The sequence below is a fragment of the Pseudomonas sp. IPO3749 genome, assembly GCF_013386605.1.
Classification (GTDB): domain Bacteria; phylum Pseudomonadota; class Gammaproteobacteria; order Pseudomonadales; family Pseudomonadaceae; genus Aquipseudomonas; species Aquipseudomonas azotoformans_A.
Genome location: NZ_JACARN010000008.1, coordinates 96,606 through 112,763 on the forward strand (window position 1 = coordinate 96,606; position 16,158 = coordinate 112,763).

A 16,158-nucleotide genomic window follows, 5' to 3' on the forward strand; every position below is an offset into this window, starting at 1 on the left:
GCCCAATAAAAAACCGGCCATTCCGTTTACGGTATGGCCGGTTTTTTTACCCCCCGTCGCCTTACATATGCGAGATCAGCGCATCCCCGAAGCCAGACGAAGAAACCAGGGTGGCACCGTCCATCAGACGCTCGAAGTCATAGGTCACCGTCTTGGCCGAAATCGCGCCATTGGTGCCCTTGATGATCAAATCCGCCGCCTCGGTCCAACCCATGTGCCGCAGCATCATCTCGGCCGACAAAATCAACGAACCCGGATTCACCTGATCCTTGCCCGCATATTTAGGCGCAGTGCCGTGGGTCGCTTCGAACATCGCCACGGTGTCCGACAGGTTCGCGCCCGGCGCAATACCGATACCGCCCACCTCCGCCGCCAGGGCGTCGGACAAGTAATCACCATTTAGGTTAAGCGTCGCGATCACATCATACTCAGCCGGACGCAGCAGGATTTGCTGGAGCATGGCATCAGCAATCGCATCCTTGACCACCACGTTCTTGCCGGTCTTGGGGTTCTTGAACTGCATCCACGGGCCGCCATCCAGCAGCGTCGCGCCAAATTCTTCAGCTGCCACTTCATAGGCCCACTCCTTGAAGGCCCCTTCGGTGAACTTCATGATGTTGCCTTTGTGCACGATGGTCAGCGAGTCGCGGTCGTTATCCACTACATATTGCAGGGCTTTACGCGCCAGACGCTGGGTCCCCTCTTTAGAGACCGGCTTCACGCCAATTCCGCAATCCTGGTCGAAACGGATCTTGGTCACGCCCATTTCTTCCTTGAGGAACTTGATCACCTTGATCGCCTCGGGCGAACCGGCCTTCCACTCGATCCCGGCGTAAATGTCTTCGGAGTTTTCACGGAAGATGGTCATGTCCACATCGCCAGGCTTCTTGACCGGGCTGGGTACGCCTTCAAACCAACGCACCGGGCGCAGGCATACATAAAGGTCGAGTTGCTGACGCAGGGCCACGTTCAGCGAGCGGATGCCGCCGCCGACAGGGGTGGTCAGCGGCCCCTTGATGGAAACCACGTAATCCTTGACCGCATCCAGGGTTTCCTGGGGCAGCCAAGTGTCCTGGTCGTAGACTTGAGTCGCCTTTTCGCCGGCATATACCTCCATCCAGGAGATTTTGCGCTTGCCGCCGTAGGCCTTTTCAACAGCTGCATCGACTACCTTGATCATCACCGGGCTGATGTCGACGCCGATACCGTCACCTTCTATATAAGGGATGATCGGTTGGTCAGGAACATTGAGAGAATGGTCTGCATTGACGGTGATTTTGTCGCCGACTGCCGGAACCTGAATCTTCTTGTATCCCATGCTGAACTCCATCTATGGATTGAACATCTGGCTGCGTTCGAGCCTACTCCAGATAAATGGCGACTGAAACCTCACGCCATGCTCATTTGCATCGAAAACAGCATAATTTGTCGCCTACAAGCCTGAAAGAAAAGGCAAAATCGCCAATCTTGAGCACATCGTGCGACGTTGGTAGCAACCTCTGCCCTGCGACCTTTAGACCAATGGACGACACACCTTTTGTATGAAGGCTCGGCGTAAGCATAGCGACCTATGTATAATGCCGCCGCTGACCAAAGAGTCACGACGGTTGACCGCTCTAGACAGAAGCCCTCAGCCAGAAAGCAGGACTATTACAATAGTCCAAACGCTTGACGCTCGACTGATGCAACCCAACATCACCGCGAAGAAACCTCGACATTTCGCTCATGGATGACTTTGAACGAACGCGCTCCACCCGGCGCATCTCGAGTTTCTGCGCACGCTTTCAGCAAAGAAGAGAGTTAATCCGAATATGCCCACCCGCTCGAAGATCATCTACACCTTCACCGACGAAGCCCCGGCCCTCGCCACCTATTCACTGCTGCCTATCGTAGAGGCCTTCACCGCTTCCGCTGATATTGCCGTGGAAACCCGCGACATCTCCCTCGCCGCGCGCATCCTCGCAAGCTTCCCCGAGCAACTGGGCGCCAAGGCTATCCCGGACCACCTCGCCGAACTGGGCGACCTGGCCGTTACGCCTGAAGCCAACATCATCAAGCTGCCTAACATCAGCGCCTCGACCCCGCAGCTGCAAGCCGCGATCAAGGAACTGCAGGCCCAGGGCTACGCCCTGCCGGACTACCCGGAAACCGTAACCACCGACGCGGAAAAAGAAACCCGTGCACGTTACGACAAGGTCAAGGGCAGCGCCGTGAACCCGGTACTGCGCGAAGGCAACTCCGACCGCCGCGCACCGCTGTCGGTCAAGAATTACGCACGCAAGCACCCGCACAAGATGGGCGCCTGGGCTGCCGACTCCAAGTCGCACATTGCCCACATGAACAGTGGCGATTTCTACGGCAGCGAAAAAGCCGTGCAAATCGAAGCCGCTGACGCTGTCAAAATCGAGCTGATCGCTCAAGACGGCACCGCGACTGTCCTGAAAGAAAAGACTTCGGTACAGGCCGGCGAAATCATCGACACCGCCGTACTGAGCAAGAAAGCCCTGCGTGCGTTCATCGCCGCTGAAATCGAAGACGCCAAGAAGCAAGGCGTACTGCTGTCGGTTCACCTGAAAGCCACCATGATGAAGGTCTCCGACCCGATCATGTTCGGCCAGATCGTTGCCGAGTTCTATAAAGACGCCCTGACCAAGCACGCCACCGTGCTGGAGCAGATCGGCTTCAACCTGAACAACGGCATCGGCGACCTGTACGCTCGTATCAAGGCCCTGCCGGCCGACCAGCAAGCGCAGATCGAAGCTGACATCCAGGCCGTTTACGCGGCTCGCCCTTCCCTGGCGATGGTCAACTCCGACAAAGGCATCACCAACCTGCACGTGCCGAGCGACGTCATCGTCGACGCCTCGATGCCAGCCATGATCCGTGACTCCGGCAAGATGTGGGGCACCGACGGCCAGCTGCACGATACCAAGGCCGTGATCCCGGATCGCTGCTACGCCACCATCTACCAAGCGGTCATCGAAGACTGCAAGGCCAATGGCGCCTTCGACCCAACCACCATGGGCAGCGTGCCGAACGTTGGCCTGATGGCGAAAAAAGCCGAAGAATACGGCTCCCACGACAAGACCTTCCAGATCAAGGCTGACGGCGTAGTCCGCGTCACCGACAGCAAGGGCAACCTGCTGATGGAACAGAAAGTCGAAGCCGGCGACATCTTCCGCATGTGCCAGACCAAAGACGCGCCGATCCAGGACTGGGTCAAACTGGCCGTCAACCGTGCCCGCGCCAGCAACACCCCGGCTATTTTCTGGCTGGACCCTAAGCGTGCTCACGACGGCGTCGTGGTCGAGAAAGTTCAGGCTTACCTGAAAGACCACAACACCGAAGGCCTGGACATCCGCATCATGTCGCCGGTCGACGCGATGAAGTTCACCCTGGAGCGCACCCGCAAGGGCCTGGACACCATCTCGGTGACCGGCAACGTACTGCGCGACTACCTGACCGACCTGTTCCCGATCATGGAACTGGGCACCAGCGCCAAGATGCTGTCCATCGTGCCGCTGATGAACGGCGGTGGCCTGTTCGAAACCGGCGCCGGCGGTTCGGCTCCAAAGCACGTGCAGCAACTGGTGGAAGAGAACTTCCTGCGCTGGGATTCCCTGGGCGAGTTCCTGGCCCTGGCCGCTTCCCTTGAGCATTTGGGTGTGACGTACAACAACCCGAAAGCCCTGGTACTGTCCAAGACCCTGGACCAGGCCACCGGCCAGTTCCTCGACAACAACAAGTCGCCATCGCGCAAAGTCGGCAACATCGACAACCGCGGCAGCCACTTCTACCTGGCGCTGTACTGGGCTCAAGCCCTGGCCGCCCAGAGCGAAGACACTGCACTGCAAGCGCAGTTCGGCGAACTGGCAAAAACCCTGACCGCGAACGAAGCGACCATCGTCGCCGAGCTCAACGCTGTACAGGGCAAGCCAGTGGACATCGGTGGCTACTACGCGCCGAACCCAGAGCTGACCAGCAAGGCCATGCGCCCAAGCAACACGCTCAATGCGGCGATTGCCAAGTTGAAGTAAGGTTGTAAGGTAAGACCACAAACCCCGGCCATGTGCCGGGGTTTGTGTTTTTAGCATTCATGCAGCGCCGTATTCCTCGCGCCACGCAGCCTCGATAATCGCCAACAACTGAGGCCCATACCAAGGCTCCCAGCCCACCCTCTGCTTAAGCTCCACACCAAATCCGGGCAACGCCGGAAAATGCGCGAGCGCGTCCAGCTTATTCAAGCCCTGCACTTGGGCGAACCAAGGCAGAAGCGTCACGCCAACCCCTGCGTGGACCGCCGAACGCAATGACATCAGGTCTTCACACTCGTACACACAGCGCCATTTGACTCCACTCTCTTCAAGGCGTCGAATCGCCAGACTCCTGAATACGCAAGGCGCCTTGAACAGGGCCAGCGCTACTTCCTGACCAGCCACCAGGGCCGCCCCACGCTCACCACCCAGCCATACCAACGAAAGCTCGTGCAAAGACCGTCCAGCGACTTTTTGCAACTCGTCAATCATCAGGCAAATATCGAGTCGCCCTTCATCAAAAGCGTCCGCGAGCACTGTGGACCGCGCCACCTTGACCACGATTCGCACCGCAGGCAATTCAAGCGCGACAGCAGGTATAACTCGCTGCAAGATCTCCTCGCTGAAATACTCGGGAATGCCCAGCGTCACGGACTCCTGAATGCGACTGACATCAAACAGGCTCCCCACCTTATCGTTGATGCCAACCATCTGCTGGGCGTAGCCGGTCAGACGCTCGCCCTCAAGCGTGAGCAACACTTGACGGTTGTCGCGAGCAAAAAGCTCGACACCTAGCAAATCCTCCAACCGCCGAATCTGCTGACTGATCGCCGGCTGAGTCAGGCTCAGCGCCTGCGCAGCCCGAGTAAAACTACCCAACTCAGCGACCTTGAGAAAACTGCGCAGCGACTGAATATCAAGATTGACTCTCATGACACACCAATGCGAGTGAGTAAATACGCCAAACATTAGTGCAAGGCACCTGGCGTTTCTGTCAATACCACTCACTTCGCCCGCAAATGATTCATCAAATAAACCCCAACCGCCGAAACAACAAACCCCACAATCGCCACCGCACTCGGCACTTCACCCAACACTAGCGACGCCATGATCTGCGTGACCGCCGGAATAACATGAAACAAGTTAGTCGCCTTACTTGCCTCCCCCCGGCGAATCATCAAATACAGCAGCGTCAGCGCCCCAACGGAGTTCATCAACGTGATCCAGGCTATCGACGCTGCAAATGGCGCCCATTCGGTCACGCGCATGGTTTCGGTGGTGTAGGCCAGCAGCAACATAACCAGCGACGCGACAACCATCTGAATGAAGCAGCCCACCCACAGGTTCACGCCACCTAGAAAACGCTTCTGATAGAGCGTGCCTAACGTGATGCCCAACAACGCCAGGCCCACTGCGCCATACCCGCCTAAAGACGCCTCGGTGCCGAAAAGGCTGCTGGCCACGACAATAACCACACCGCCGACTCCCAGGATGGACCCCGGCAGGTCGCGCCAACTCAATTGCTCACCTAAAAAGAAAAAAGCACCGATCACGACAAATACCGGCATTAGCCCGACGATCAGCGCGGCTTGTCCTGCTGGAACGCCCTGACTGATGCCGGTGTACAAGCCACCGAACTGCAACGCCTGCAGAAGCAACCCAACTGCAGCAGCGTGAAGGTAAGGCGTAAGCTTTTTCGGCCATTGCGCATTAATCGCGAGTGCAACTCCCAGGAAAACCAGCGCCGCCAGGGCAAATCGGTAGAACGTCATGGTGAACGGCTCGCCATAACGCACGCCGAAGGCGCCGCCGATATAACCGGAACTCCACAGCAGAATGAAGGCAATGGGTAGCGGCGAGGTGAGACGTACTTCGTAGCTTTTGTGGGCAACCGGACTCATGACACTCTCCAAATCGACTTGAAGAGGTAAACTGCGCCAGGCCCTGGCATCCGTAAAATCATAAAATGTCAGGCGCATCATGCAGAACGCTTATGCAGACTTCCTGAAGAACCCAATCAAAATGTGGGAGCTGGCTTGCCTGCGATAGCTGTCTGCCAGCCGATATAGCTGCAACTGACCCACCGCCATCGCAGGCAAGCCACACATTGACCAAGTTTCTCCAGCCACATCATCCTTGAGGCCGCTTATGACCTGGCAACCCCACATCACCGTCGCCACTATCGTCGAAGACAACGGCCGCTTCCTGATGGTCGAAGAACTCAAAGGCGGCCGCGCCGTGCTCAATCAGCCCGCCGGCCACCTCGACCCGCATGAAACCCTCACCGAAGCCGCCGTGCGCGAAACCCTCGAGGAAACCGGCTGGGACGTCGAGGCCACCGGCATCGTCGGCATTTACCTCTACACCGCCCCCAGCAACGGTGTGACTTATCAACGTGTCTGTTTCATCGCCAAGGCCTTGAAACACCACCCAGACTATCAGCTCGACGAAGGCATTCTGCGGGCCCGCTGGCTGACCCGCGACGAGCTGATGGAGCTGCGCAACGACTGGCGCAGCGAACTGATCATCCGCTGTATCGATGATTATCTGGCCGGCCAGCGCCACAGTCTCGAATTGATCCGCCCTTCTCTTTAGCCTTGAAGGCCTGAGCCTGATAGAATCGCGTCCTTTTTCAAGACACCCGTTGAAACCCTATGCGTGATCCAGCCCCTTCTGACACACAAAAGAAGCGCGTCATCGTCGGCATGTCCGGCGGCGTGGATTCTTCCGTTTCCGCCGTTCTGCTCATGGAGCAGGGTTATGAGGTGGAAGGCCTGTTCATGAAGAACTGGGAAGAAGACGATGGAACGGAATACTGCACCGCCATGGACGACCTGGCGGACGCCCAGGCCGTGTGCGACAAGATCGGTATCAAGCTGCACACCGCCAATTTCGCCGCTGAGTACTGGGACAACGTGTTCGAGCACTTCCTGGCCGAATACAAGGCCGGCCGCACGCCGAACCCGGACATCCTGTGCAACCGTGAAATCAAGTTCAAGGCGTTCCTCGACTACGCCATGATGCTCGGCGCCGACCTTATTGCCACTGGCCACTATGTGCGCCGCCGCGACATCGATGGCCGTACCGAACTGCTCAAGGGCCTGGACCCGAACAAGGACCAGAGCTATTTCCTGCACGCCGTCGGCGGTGAACAGATCGCCAAGACCCTGTTCCCGGTGGGCGAGCTGGAAAAACCCGAAGTGCGCAAGATTGCCGAGAAACACGGCCTGGCCACCGCCAAGAAGAAAGATTCCACCGGGATCTGCTTTATCGGCGAGCGCCGCTTCAGCGACTTCCTCAAGCAGTACCTGCCAGCGCAACCGGGCGAAATCCACACCACCGAAGGTGAAGTCATCGGACGCCACCATGGCCTGATGTATCACACCATCGGCCAACGCCAGGGCCTGGGCATCGGCGGCTTGAAAGACGCCGGTGAAGAGCCGTGGTACGTGCTGGTCAAGGACCTGGAAAACAACGTGCTGATCGTCGGCCAAGGCAACGAGCATCCACTGTTGTTCTCCGGCGCCCTGCTCGCTTCGGAAATCTATTGGGTCAACCCGATTGACCTGAGCACCCCGCGCCGCCTGACTGCCAAAGTGCGCTATCGCCAGAGCGACCAGCCCTGCACCCTGGAAAAAACCGCCACCGGCTACCGCGCCACCTTTGATGACCCGCAACGCGCGGTCACGCCTGGCCAGTCCGTGGTGTTCTACGACGGCGAAATCTGCCTGGGCGGCGGCGTGATTGAAGTGGCCGAAGCCTGGAGCAACCCGGCATGAGCCCGACCCAGGAGCAATTGACGGCACTCGGCGGGGTTTTCCTCGCCGCCGTCCTGGTGGACAAGATCGCCAAGACCGGCCAGGTCACCGAGGCAGGCCTGACCTGCATGCTCGGCAGCCTGCTGATCCGCGACCCCAAGGACACGCTGGAAGTCTACGGCGGCGACGATATCGCGCTGCGTGAAGGTTACCGCGCGCTGATCGGCGCCCTGGAGCGCGACCCAAGCACGTTGCAGCGCGAGCCGTTGCGCTATGCCTTGTCAATGCTTGGCCTTGAGCGTCAGTTGGCCAAGCGCGACGACCTGCTGGAGGTCATCGGCAAGCGTTTGCCACAGATTCAATCCCAGGTGGAACACTTCGGCCCGGCCCACGAAAACGTGATCGCGGCCTGTGGCGCGCTGTACCAGGACACCCTGAGCACCTTGCGCCAACGCATCCAGGTGCACGGCGACATGCGCAACCTGCAGCAACCGAACAACGCCTCGAAAATCCGCGCCCTGCTCCTGGCCGGTATTCGTTCGGCGCGGTTGTGGCGTCAGTTGGGCGGTCATCGTTGGCAGCTGGTGATCAGCCGCCGCAAATTGCTCAAAGAGCTTTACCCGTTGATGCGCAACGAATAAGTCGCACCGACAGGCTATTTTCAAGCCGTTACGCGTAATACGCCGGTCAGTTGGCGACGGACCGGCGGATTTTTTCATGTATGATACGCGCCCCATTTCGTTGCCCGACTGTCCGAGAACACCCCATGCAGCTCTCTTCGCTCACTGCGGTTTCCCCTGTTGACGGCCGCTACGCCGGCAAAACCCAGGCCCTGCGCCCTATTTTCAGCGAATACGGCCTGATCCGTGCTCGCGTGCTGGTTGAAGTGCGCTGGCTCCAACGCCTGGCCGCTCACCCTGCCATCAGTGAAGTGCCGGCGTTTTCCGCCGAAGCCAACGCTGTATTGAACACCCTGGCGGAAAACTTCTCCCTGGAGCACGCCGAGCGTGTGAAAGAGATCGAGCGCACCACCAACCACGACGTAAAAGCCATCGAATACCTGCTCAAAGAGCAAGCGGCCAAGCTGCCGGAACTGGCCCAGGTCAGCGAGTTCATCCACTTTGCCTGCACCAGCGAGGACATCAACAACCTGTCCCACGCCCTGATGCTGCGCGAAGGCCGTGATGACGTGATGCTGCCGCTGATGCGCCAGACTGCCAACGCTATCCGCGAACTGGCCATCCGCTTCGCCGACGTGCCAATGCTGTCGCGCACCCACGGCCAGCCGGCGTCGCCGACCACCCTGGGCAAAGAATTGGCCAACGTGGTGTACCGCCTGGAGCGTCAGATCGCTCAAGTGGCGGCCGTGCCGCTGCTGGGCAAGATCAACGGCGCCGTAGGCAACTACAACGCCCACCTGTCGGCCTACCCTGAGATCGACTGGGAAGCCAACGCCCGCGCCTTCATCGAAGACGAGCTGGGCCTGGGTTTCAACCCGTACACCACGCAGATCGAACCGCACGACTACATCGCCGAGCTGTTCGACGCCATTGCGCGCTTCAACACCATCCTGATCGACTTCGATCGCGATATCTGGGGCTACATCTCCCTGGGCTACTTCAAGCAGCGCACCATTGCCGGTGAAATCGGTTCGTCGACCATGCCGCACAAGGTCAACCCGATCGACTTCGAAAACTCCGAAGGCAACCTCGGCATCGCCAACGCCCTGTTCCAGCACCTGGCCAGCAAGTTGCCGATCTCCCGCTGGCAGCGCGACCTGACCGACTCCACCGTACTGCGCAACCTCGGCGTGGGCTTCGCTCACAGCGTGATCGCGTACGAAGCCAGCCTCAAGGGCATCAGCAAGCTGGAACTCAACGAGCAGAAGATCGCCGCTGACCTGGACGCGTGCTGGGAAGTCCTGGCCGAGCCGATCCAGACCGTGATGCGCCGCTACAACATCGAAAACCCGTACGAGAAGCTGAAAGAGTTGACGCGCGGCAAGGGCATCAGCCCTGAAGCACTGCAGACTTTCATCGACGGCCTGGACATGCCAGCCGCGGCCAAGGCCGAGCTGAAACTGCTGACCCCGGCCAACTACATCGGCAACGCTGTAGAGCAAGCCAAGCGCATCTGATCGCTGCTTGACCCTTTGAGACGCCCGGCCGCGCCGGGCGTTTTTATTCCAGTCTGAAAAGTGCTTTTTTTCAATAGGTTACACATGAATCCTGATATCCCTCTTCAACTTCTGGGCGGCATCACGGCACGGGAATTCCTGCGCGACTACTGGCAGAAAAAGCCGCTGCTGATCCGTCAGGCCATCCCTGACTTCGAAAGCCCGATCGACGCCGACGAACTGGCCGGCCTGGCCCTGGAAGAAGAAGTCGAATCGCGCCTGGTGATCGAACACGGCGAGCGCCCGTGGGAATTGCGTCGCGGCCCGTTTGCTGAAGATGCCTTCAGCACCCTGCCTGAGCGCGAGTGGACCTTGCTGGTGCAGGCTGTCGACCAGTTCGTACCGGAAGTGGCCGAACTGCTGGAGCAGTTCCGCTTCCTGCCAAGCTGGCGCATCGACGATGTGATGATCAGCTTCGCCGCGCCCGGTGGCAGCGTCGGTCCGCACTTCGACAACTATGACGTGTTCCTGCTGCAAGCCCAGGGCAAGCGCAACTGGAAGATCGGCCAGATGTGCAACTCGGAAAGCCCGCTACTGCAACACGCCGACCTGCGTATCCTCGCCGAATTCGAAGAAAGCGCCGAGTGGGTCCTGGAACCGGGCGATATGCTCTATCTGCCGCCACGCCTGGCGCACTTCGGCATTGCTGAAGATGACTGCATGACCTACTCCGTGGGTTTCCGCGCACCGAGCGCTGCTGAAGTGCTGACCCACTTCACCGACTTCCTCAGCCAGTACCTGACTGACGAAGAACGCTACACCGACGCCGACGCCCAGCCGGTCAGCGACCCGCACCAGATCCAGGGCGACGCGCTGGACCGCCTCAAGAGCCTGCTGGCCGAGCACATGAGCGACGAGCGCATGCTGCTGACCTGGTTCGGCCAGTTCATGACCGAACCACGCTATCCTGAACTGGTAGCCGGCGAGGAACTGGGTGAAGAAGACTTCATCAGCGCCCTGCAAGACGGCGCGATCCTGGTGCGCAACCCGAGCGCGCGCATGGCTTGGTCGGAAGTCGACGACGACGTGCTGCTGTTCGCCAGCGGCCAGAGCCGCTACCTGCCGGGCAAGCTGCGCGAACTGCTCAAGCTGATCTGCGCCGCCGACGCCCTGCACGCCGAAAACCTCGGCCCATGGCTCGCGGACGAAGACGGTCGCGACCTGCTGTGCGAATTGGTCAAGCAAGGAAGCCTGGGATTTGCCGATGAATAAGATTCACGTAAGTGTCGCGGACTGGCAAAAGGATGTCGCCGAGATTCGGCGCATTCGTGAAGCGGTGTTTATCGCTGAACAATCGGTTCCGCCAGAGCTGGAGTGGGACGCGGACGACGCCGGCGCGGTGCATTTCCTTGCATTCGAAGGTGATTTTCCGATTGGCACCGCGCGCCTGCTGCCCAGTGGCGAGATCGGACGCGTGTCGGTACTCAAGGACTGGCGCGGACTGAAGGTCGGCGACAAGCTGATGGAAGCGGTGATCGGCGTGGCCGAGAAGCGTGGCCAGGCCAAGCAGTTCCTGAGTGCGCAGGTGTATGCGGCGCCGTTCTATGAGCGACTGGGCTTCAAGATCGTCAGTGACGAATTCCTTGAAGTCGGGATTCCGCATGTGGACATGGTGCGCGAGCACTGAGCTGTCTCGTTCGCGAGCAAGCCCGCTCCCACATTTGACCGAGTGCACTCTTTGGAATGCGGTCGAATGTGGGAGCGGGCTTGCTCGCGAAGGCTACTTCAGCAACACCCAAAATGCCCTGCACTGCCAGGGCATTTTGCCGTCTACGATTCAATTTGCGACCTTCCAGGCCGACAAACTGGCACTATCCAGCCTAAATGACTCGCAGAGATAACGGACATGTCCCTACGCACCCTGCTCACCGCCCTTCTCCTGACCGTTAGCGCTTCGGCCATGGCTGACACTGAAGTCGTCAACCTGAGCAACCGCACCAGTGCCGACCTGCTGCCTGTGGCGCAGAACTTCATCGGCAAGGACGGCACTGTCAGCGCCTATGGCAACCAGCTGATCGTGAACGCTGACCCCGCCAAGATCCAGGACCTGCGCGCCCTGCTCTCCCAGCTCGACACACCCGCAAAACGACTGCTGATCACCGTCGACACCAACGAAAACAACCAACAGAACAGCGGCGACAGCCAGACCCGCATCATCAGCTACGGCACCACCAGCCGCGACGGCGGCATCCAGCAAATCCAGGCCAGCGAAGGCGTGCCCGCGCTGATCCAGGTCGGCCAGAGCGTACCGCTGACCACCACCCAGCAAGACAGCTACGGCCGCCTGCAAAACCAGACCCAGTATCGCAACGTCACCCAGGGGTTCTACGTGACGGCCAGCGTCACTGGCGAAACCGTGCACCTGGCGATCAGTACCAACCGTGACCGCATGAGCCAGGAACGTCCCGATGTAGTGAATGTGCAAAGCACCGACACAACTGTCAGCGGGCGACTGGGCGAGTGGATTCCCCTGGCTGGCATCAATCGTGAAACCCAGGCCGACAAATCCTCTACAACCCGCAGCTACTCTACTCAGGGACGCGATGACCTGACTGTGCGGGTCAAGGTCGACACCCTGAACTGAAGCACCAAAAACTGACTGATGAGTCGTATTAGACTAAAGATGTAGTGCTTTAAAAAAAGCACTACAAAACATTTGACGATCCAAAAAAGCATGGGCATGATGGCCTCGCTCCCGCTAATCAGGGGCCCTGGCAAGGGCCTTCGGATCGCGCTCCAAGCTACCCACCTGAGCCGATTCGTGTCTGTACCGCCCACAAGGCGTGTTTGACTTTGGTTGCGACTGGAACGAAGTTGTCCCGAGGGACGGAAGCTAACCAGGTAACCCGGCAACACGCTGCTGAACAACCAAGGGCCCACGACGCCTGAAGACAGTTCTCGGCCCGCCTTTACCTAATCCACCCTCTCGCCAATCGTTCATCCCGTCGCATTCCCCGCCAGACCCGACATGACCGCCTAAGCTTCTGGTCAGCGAGCAGCCCTGCCCCAGCATTTGAATGCAGGGCTGGCAAATGGATTTTTCCACCACAAGAAGACGCGACGAGGTTTACTTCCATGGCACTGACACGCGAACAGCAAATTGCAGCCCTCGAAAAAGACTGGGCTGAAAACCCACGCTGGAAAGGCGTGACCCGCGCTTATTCCGCTGCTGACGTCGTCCGCCTGCGTGGCTCGGTTCAACCTGAGCACACCTTTGCAAAACTCGGCGCCGAGAAGCTGTGGAACCTGGTGACCCAAGGTGCCAAGCCTTCCTTCCGTCCCGACAAAGATTTCGTCAACTGCATGGGCGCCCTCACTGGCGGCCAGGCAGTGCAACAGGTGAAAGCCGGTATCCAGGCGATCTACCTGTCCGGCTGGCAAGTGGCAGCGGACAACAACTCCGCTGAATCCATGTACCCCGACCAATCGCTGTACCCGGTGGACTCGGTCCCAACCGTGGTCAAGCGCATCAACAACTCGTTCCGTCGTGCCGACCAGATCCAGTGGAAAGCCGGCAAGAACCCAGGCGACGAAGGCTACATCGACTACTTCGCGCCGATCGTGGCCGACGCGGAAGCCGGTTTCGGCGGCGTGCTGAACGCCTACGAACTGATGAAGAGCATGATCGAGGCTGGCGCTGCCGGCGTGCACTTCGAAGACCAACTGGCATCCGTGAAGAAATGTGGCCACATGGGCGGCAAGGTACTGGTTCCGACCCAGGAAGCGGTACAGAAGCTCACCGCTGCCCGCTTGGCTGCTGACGTTGCCGGTACTCCTACCATTATCCTGGCGCGTACCGACGCCAACGCTGCGGACCTGCTGACTTCGGACTGCGACCCGTACGACCAGCCATTCGTGACCGGCGAGCGCACCCAGGAAGGTTTCTACAAGGTACGTGCCGGCCTGGACCAGGCGATTGCCCGAGGCCTGGCCTACGCGCCGTACGCCGACCTGATCTGGTGCGAAACCGCCAAGCCGGACCTGGACGAAGCCCGTCGTTTCGCCGAAGCGATCAAGAAGGAATACCCGGACCAACTGCTGTCCTACAACTGCTCGCCTTCCTTCAACTGGAAGAAGAACCTGGACGACGCGACCATCGCCAAGTTCCAGCGTGAACTGTCCGCCATGGGCTACAAGCACCAGTTCATCACCTTGGCCGGCATTCACAACATGTGGCACAGCATGTTCAACCTGGCGCACGACTACGCCCGCAACGACATGACCGCCTACGTGAAGCTGCAAGAGCAGGAGTTCGCTGACGCCGCCAAAGGCTACACCTTCGTGGCGCACCAGCAGGAAGTGGGCACCGGCTACTTCGACGACATGACCACCGTGATCCAGGGCGGCACCTCGTCCGTGACCGCGCTGACCGGGTCGACCGAAGAAGAGCAGTTCCACTAAGCACCGCGTACACGGCCACTGCGGCCCCAAGGAAGACCTAACCGCAGTGCCGCACAACAATCACGCCCCGACTGGTTCGGGGCGTTTTTTTGGGCGATAAGAAGCCTCCTGACACAATGAAGATCAAAATGTGGGAGCGGGCTTGCTCGCGAATGTGGTGTATCAGTCACTGATGTGCTGATTGACCCACCGCATTCGCGAGCAAGCCCGCTCCCACAAGGGGAATGCATTCAGCCTGAGGGTTTTGCGCAAAACATTGATCCAGAGCGGTGTTCGCGTGGATCAGATCGGTTAAAAGATCCCCGTCAGCAACTAAGCGGCACTCTAGCAAGTAACGGCAACTTCCCTCGCCACACGAGAAACATTCGCTTAAACCCCACGCAAACAATATTCATTATCATTTGGCGCATGAAAACTTCGTTACAGGATAAACAAAACACATTTGATTAAATGCCCGCTAATGCCCACCACACAAGGGCTACAGCCCCACGAAGGTGCACTATGTCCTTATTCCATCGAATAATTTCGCTATAGGAATTTTACTTGCCCGGTGTTTAGCCATAAAATCACCGCGATTGATTGCAGTGCGACATATCGTCACTGCATCGTTACTTTTTCGAGCTCAGAGACCTTTGCTCTCTGTTAAGGATTTCCAGCATGACCGAAGCGACAGGACTCATGGCCCACAACTGGGGCTTTGCCATTTTCCTCCTCGGTGTTGTCGGCCTCTGCGCCTTCATGCTCGGTGTCTCCAGCCTCCTCGGGTCAAAAGCCTGGGGCCGCAGCAAAAATGAACCGTTCGAGTCCGGCATGCTGCCTACAGGTGGCGCCCGCTTGCGGCTCTCAGCCAAATTCTATCTGGTCGCGATGCTGTTCGTGATCTTCGATATCGAAGCCCTTTTTCTCTTTGCCTGGTCTGTGTCCGTCCGCGAAAGCGGCTGGACCGGATTCGTCGAAGCTCTCGTTTTCATAGCAATTCTGTTGGCAGGCCTTGTCTACCTATTTCGAGTGGGCGCCCTTGACTGGGCTCCGGAAGCTCGTCGTAAGCGGCAAGCGAAGCTGAAACAATGAGGCTTTGGCGATGCAATACAATCTCACCAGGATCGACCCGGATGCTCCTAACGATCAGTACCCCATCGGCGAACGGGAAACCGTCTCCGATCCGTTAGAAGATCAAGTCCACAAAAACATCTACATGGGCAAGCTTGAAGACGTGCTGAGTGGCGCGGTCAACTGGGGGCGTAAAAACTCCCTGTGGCCGTACAACTTCGGCCTTTCGTGCTGCTACGTGGAAATGACCACCGCCTTCACGGCGCCCCACGACATCGCGCGCTTTGGCGCCGAAGTTATCCGGGCATCACCGCGCCAGGCGGATTTCATGGTTATCGCCGGCACCTGCTTCATCAAGATGGCGCCGATCATCCAGCGTCTCTACGAGCAAATGCTCGAACCGAAGTGGGTTATCTCCATGGGTTCGTGCGCCAACTCCGGTGGCATGTACGACATCTACTCCGTCGTTCAGGGGGTGGACAAGTTCCTGCCCGTGGACGTCTACGTGCCTGGCTGCCCGCCCCGCCCTGAAGCGTTCTTGCAAGGCTTGATGCTGTTGCAGGAATCGATCGGCAAGGAGCGTCGCCCGCTGTCCTGGGTCGTTGGCGATCAAGGCGTGTACCGCGCCGAGATGCCTTCGCAAAAGGAAGAGCGCCGCGAACAGCGAATCGCAGTCACCAACCTGCGCAGCCCTGACGAAGTCTGATCCAGCCCGCTTCTTTAAATAGAACGAACACCT

14 protein-coding genes are annotated in these 16,158 nt (G+C 58.9%); 11 read left to right on the forward strand and 3 right to left on the reverse strand.

Translation table 11 applies throughout. The annotated features are described in order from the left end of the window. Window positions 1-61 precede the first annotated feature (61 nt). Window positions 62-1,318, reverse strand: coding sequence for an NADP-dependent isocitrate dehydrogenase (icd, locus tag HX812_RS02690; RefSeq protein ID WP_038847898.1), 1,257 nt, complete (start codon window positions 1,316-1,318; stop codon window positions 62-64). A 493-nt stretch (window positions 1,319-1,811) separates the two neighbouring features. Between icd and HX812_RS02695 the strand changes: the two genes are divergently transcribed. Continuing rightward, entirely contained in the window at window positions 1,812-4,037 is a 2,226-nt protein-coding gene (locus HX812_RS02695; protein ID WP_038847886.1) for an NADP-dependent isocitrate dehydrogenase, read from the forward strand. 57 nt (window positions 4,038-4,094) lie between these two features. On the opposite strand, the gene HX812_RS02700 is transcribed toward HX812_RS02695, so the two are convergent. Beyond that, entirely contained in the window at window positions 4,095-4,967 is an 873-nt protein-coding gene (locus HX812_RS02700; protein ID WP_161630247.1) for a LysR family transcriptional regulator, read from the reverse strand. A gap of 71 nt (window positions 4,968-5,038) precedes the next feature. Then, window positions 5,039-6,016, reverse strand: a complete 978-nt coding sequence (locus HX812_RS02705) for a DMT family transporter (RefSeq protein WP_200864530.1) — start codon at window positions 6,014-6,016, stop codon at window positions 5,039-5,041. Between the two features lie 166 nt (window positions 6,017-6,182). Here HX812_RS02705 and HX812_RS02710 point away from each other — a divergent pair, with 166 nt between their 5' ends. From HX812_RS02710 to HX812_RS02755, 10 genes are all read left to right on the forward strand, one after another. Further along, entirely contained in the window at window positions 6,183-6,629 is a 447-nt protein-coding gene (locus HX812_RS02710; protein WP_038847889.1) for an NUDIX hydrolase, read from the forward strand. Between the two features lie 59 nt (window positions 6,630-6,688). Next, entirely contained in the window at window positions 6,689-7,813 is a 1,125-nt protein-coding gene (mnmA, locus tag HX812_RS02715; RefSeq protein ID WP_033896831.1) for a tRNA 2-thiouridine(34) synthase MnmA, read from the forward strand. Continuing rightward, entirely contained in the window at window positions 7,810-8,433 is a 624-nt protein-coding gene (gene hflD, locus HX812_RS02720; RefSeq protein WP_033896832.1) for a high frequency lysogenization protein HflD, read from the forward strand. The genes mnmA and hflD overlap by 4 nt, the downstream gene beginning before the upstream one ends. 125 nt (window positions 8,434-8,558) lie before the next feature. Then, window positions 8,559-9,929: an adenylosuccinate lyase gene (purB, locus tag HX812_RS02725; protein WP_010209589.1), complete on the forward strand. Its 1,371-nt coding sequence runs from the start codon at window positions 8,559-8,561 to the stop codon at window positions 9,927-9,929. Between the two features lie 84 nt (window positions 9,930-10,013). Next, window positions 10,014-11,180 (forward strand): cupin domain-containing protein, encoded by a 1,167-nt coding sequence (locus HX812_RS02730; protein ID WP_038847892.1) that lies wholly within the window; start codon window positions 10,014-10,016, stop codon window positions 11,178-11,180. Continuing rightward, window positions 11,173-11,595, forward strand: a complete 423-nt coding sequence (locus tag HX812_RS02735; RefSeq protein WP_038847893.1) for a GNAT family N-acetyltransferase — start codon at window positions 11,173-11,175, stop codon at window positions 11,593-11,595. The genes HX812_RS02730 and HX812_RS02735 overlap by 8 nt, the downstream gene beginning before the upstream one ends. A 219-nt stretch (window positions 11,596-11,814) precedes the next feature. Next, the gene (locus tag HX812_RS02740; RefSeq protein ID WP_038847896.1) at window positions 11,815-12,552 is read left to right on the forward strand and encodes a secretin N-terminal domain-containing protein; all 738 of its coding nucleotides are present in this window, start codon (window positions 11,815-11,817) and stop codon (window positions 12,550-12,552) included. Window positions 12,553-13,043: 491 nt separating this feature from the next. Continuing rightward, a complete protein-coding gene (gene aceA, locus HX812_RS02745) occupies window positions 13,044-14,369 on the forward strand; it encodes an isocitrate lyase (protein ID WP_003174717.1) in 1,326 nt (441 codons plus the stop codon). Between the two features lie 657 nt (window positions 14,370-15,026). Beyond that, window positions 15,027-15,440, forward strand: coding sequence for an NADH-quinone oxidoreductase subunit A (locus HX812_RS02750; protein ID WP_003219575.1), 414 nt, complete (start codon window positions 15,027-15,029; stop codon window positions 15,438-15,440). A gap of 10 nt (window positions 15,441-15,450) precedes the next feature. Beyond that, window positions 15,451-16,125 carry an NADH-quinone oxidoreductase subunit B family protein gene (locus tag HX812_RS02755; protein WP_016975544.1) on the forward strand — a complete coding sequence of 225 codons (675 nt, stop codon included), beginning with the start codon at window positions 15,451-15,453 and terminating at the stop codon, window positions 16,123-16,125. The last annotated feature ends 33 nt before the right edge of the window (window positions 16,126-16,158 follow it).

Bases quoted from the DNA above. Each gene is read 5' to 3' on its own strand.
- purB (WP_010209589.1), top strand. From the start codon at position 8,559: ATGCAGCTCTCTTCGCTCACTGCGGTTTCCCCTGTTGACGGCCGCTAC.
- icd (WP_038847898.1), bottom strand. From the start codon at position 1,318: ATGGGATACAAGAAGATTCAGGTTCCGGCAGTCGGCGACAAAATCACC.
- HX812_RS02695 (WP_038847886.1), top strand. From the start codon at position 1,812: ATGCCCACCCGCTCGAAGATCATCTACACCTTCACCGACGAAGCCCCG.
- hflD (WP_033896832.1), top strand. From the start codon at position 7,810: ATGAGCCCGACCCAGGAGCAATTGACGGCACTCGGCGGGGTTTTCCTC.
- HX812_RS02710 (WP_038847889.1), top strand. From the start codon at position 6,183: ATGACCTGGCAACCCCACATCACCGTCGCCACTATCGTCGAAGACAAC.
- HX812_RS02730 (WP_038847892.1), top strand. From the start codon at position 10,014: ATGAATCCTGATATCCCTCTTCAACTTCTGGGCGGCATCACGGCACGG.
- aceA (WP_003174717.1), top strand. From the start codon at position 13,044: ATGGCACTGACACGCGAACAGCAAATTGCAGCCCTCGAAAAAGACTGG.
- mnmA (WP_033896831.1), top strand. From the start codon at position 6,689: ATGCGTGATCCAGCCCCTTCTGACACACAAAAGAAGCGCGTCATCGTC.
- HX812_RS02740 (WP_038847896.1), top strand. From the start codon at position 11,815: ATGTCCCTACGCACCCTGCTCACCGCCCTTCTCCTGACCGTTAGCGCT.
- HX812_RS02700 (WP_161630247.1), bottom strand. From the start codon at position 4,967: ATGAGAGTCAATCTTGATATTCAGTCGCTGCGCAGTTTTCTCAAGGTC.
- HX812_RS02750 (WP_003219575.1), top strand. From the start codon at position 15,027: ATGACCGAAGCGACAGGACTCATGGCCCACAACTGGGGCTTTGCCATT.
- HX812_RS02705 (WP_200864530.1), bottom strand. From the start codon at position 6,016: ATGATGCGCCTGACATTTTATGATTTTACGGATGCCAGGGCCTGGCGC.
- HX812_RS02755 (WP_016975544.1), top strand. From the start codon at position 15,451: ATGCAATACAATCTCACCAGGATCGACCCGGATGCTCCTAACGATCAG.
- HX812_RS02735 (WP_038847893.1), top strand. From the start codon at position 11,173: ATGAATAAGATTCACGTAAGTGTCGCGGACTGGCAAAAGGATGTCGCC.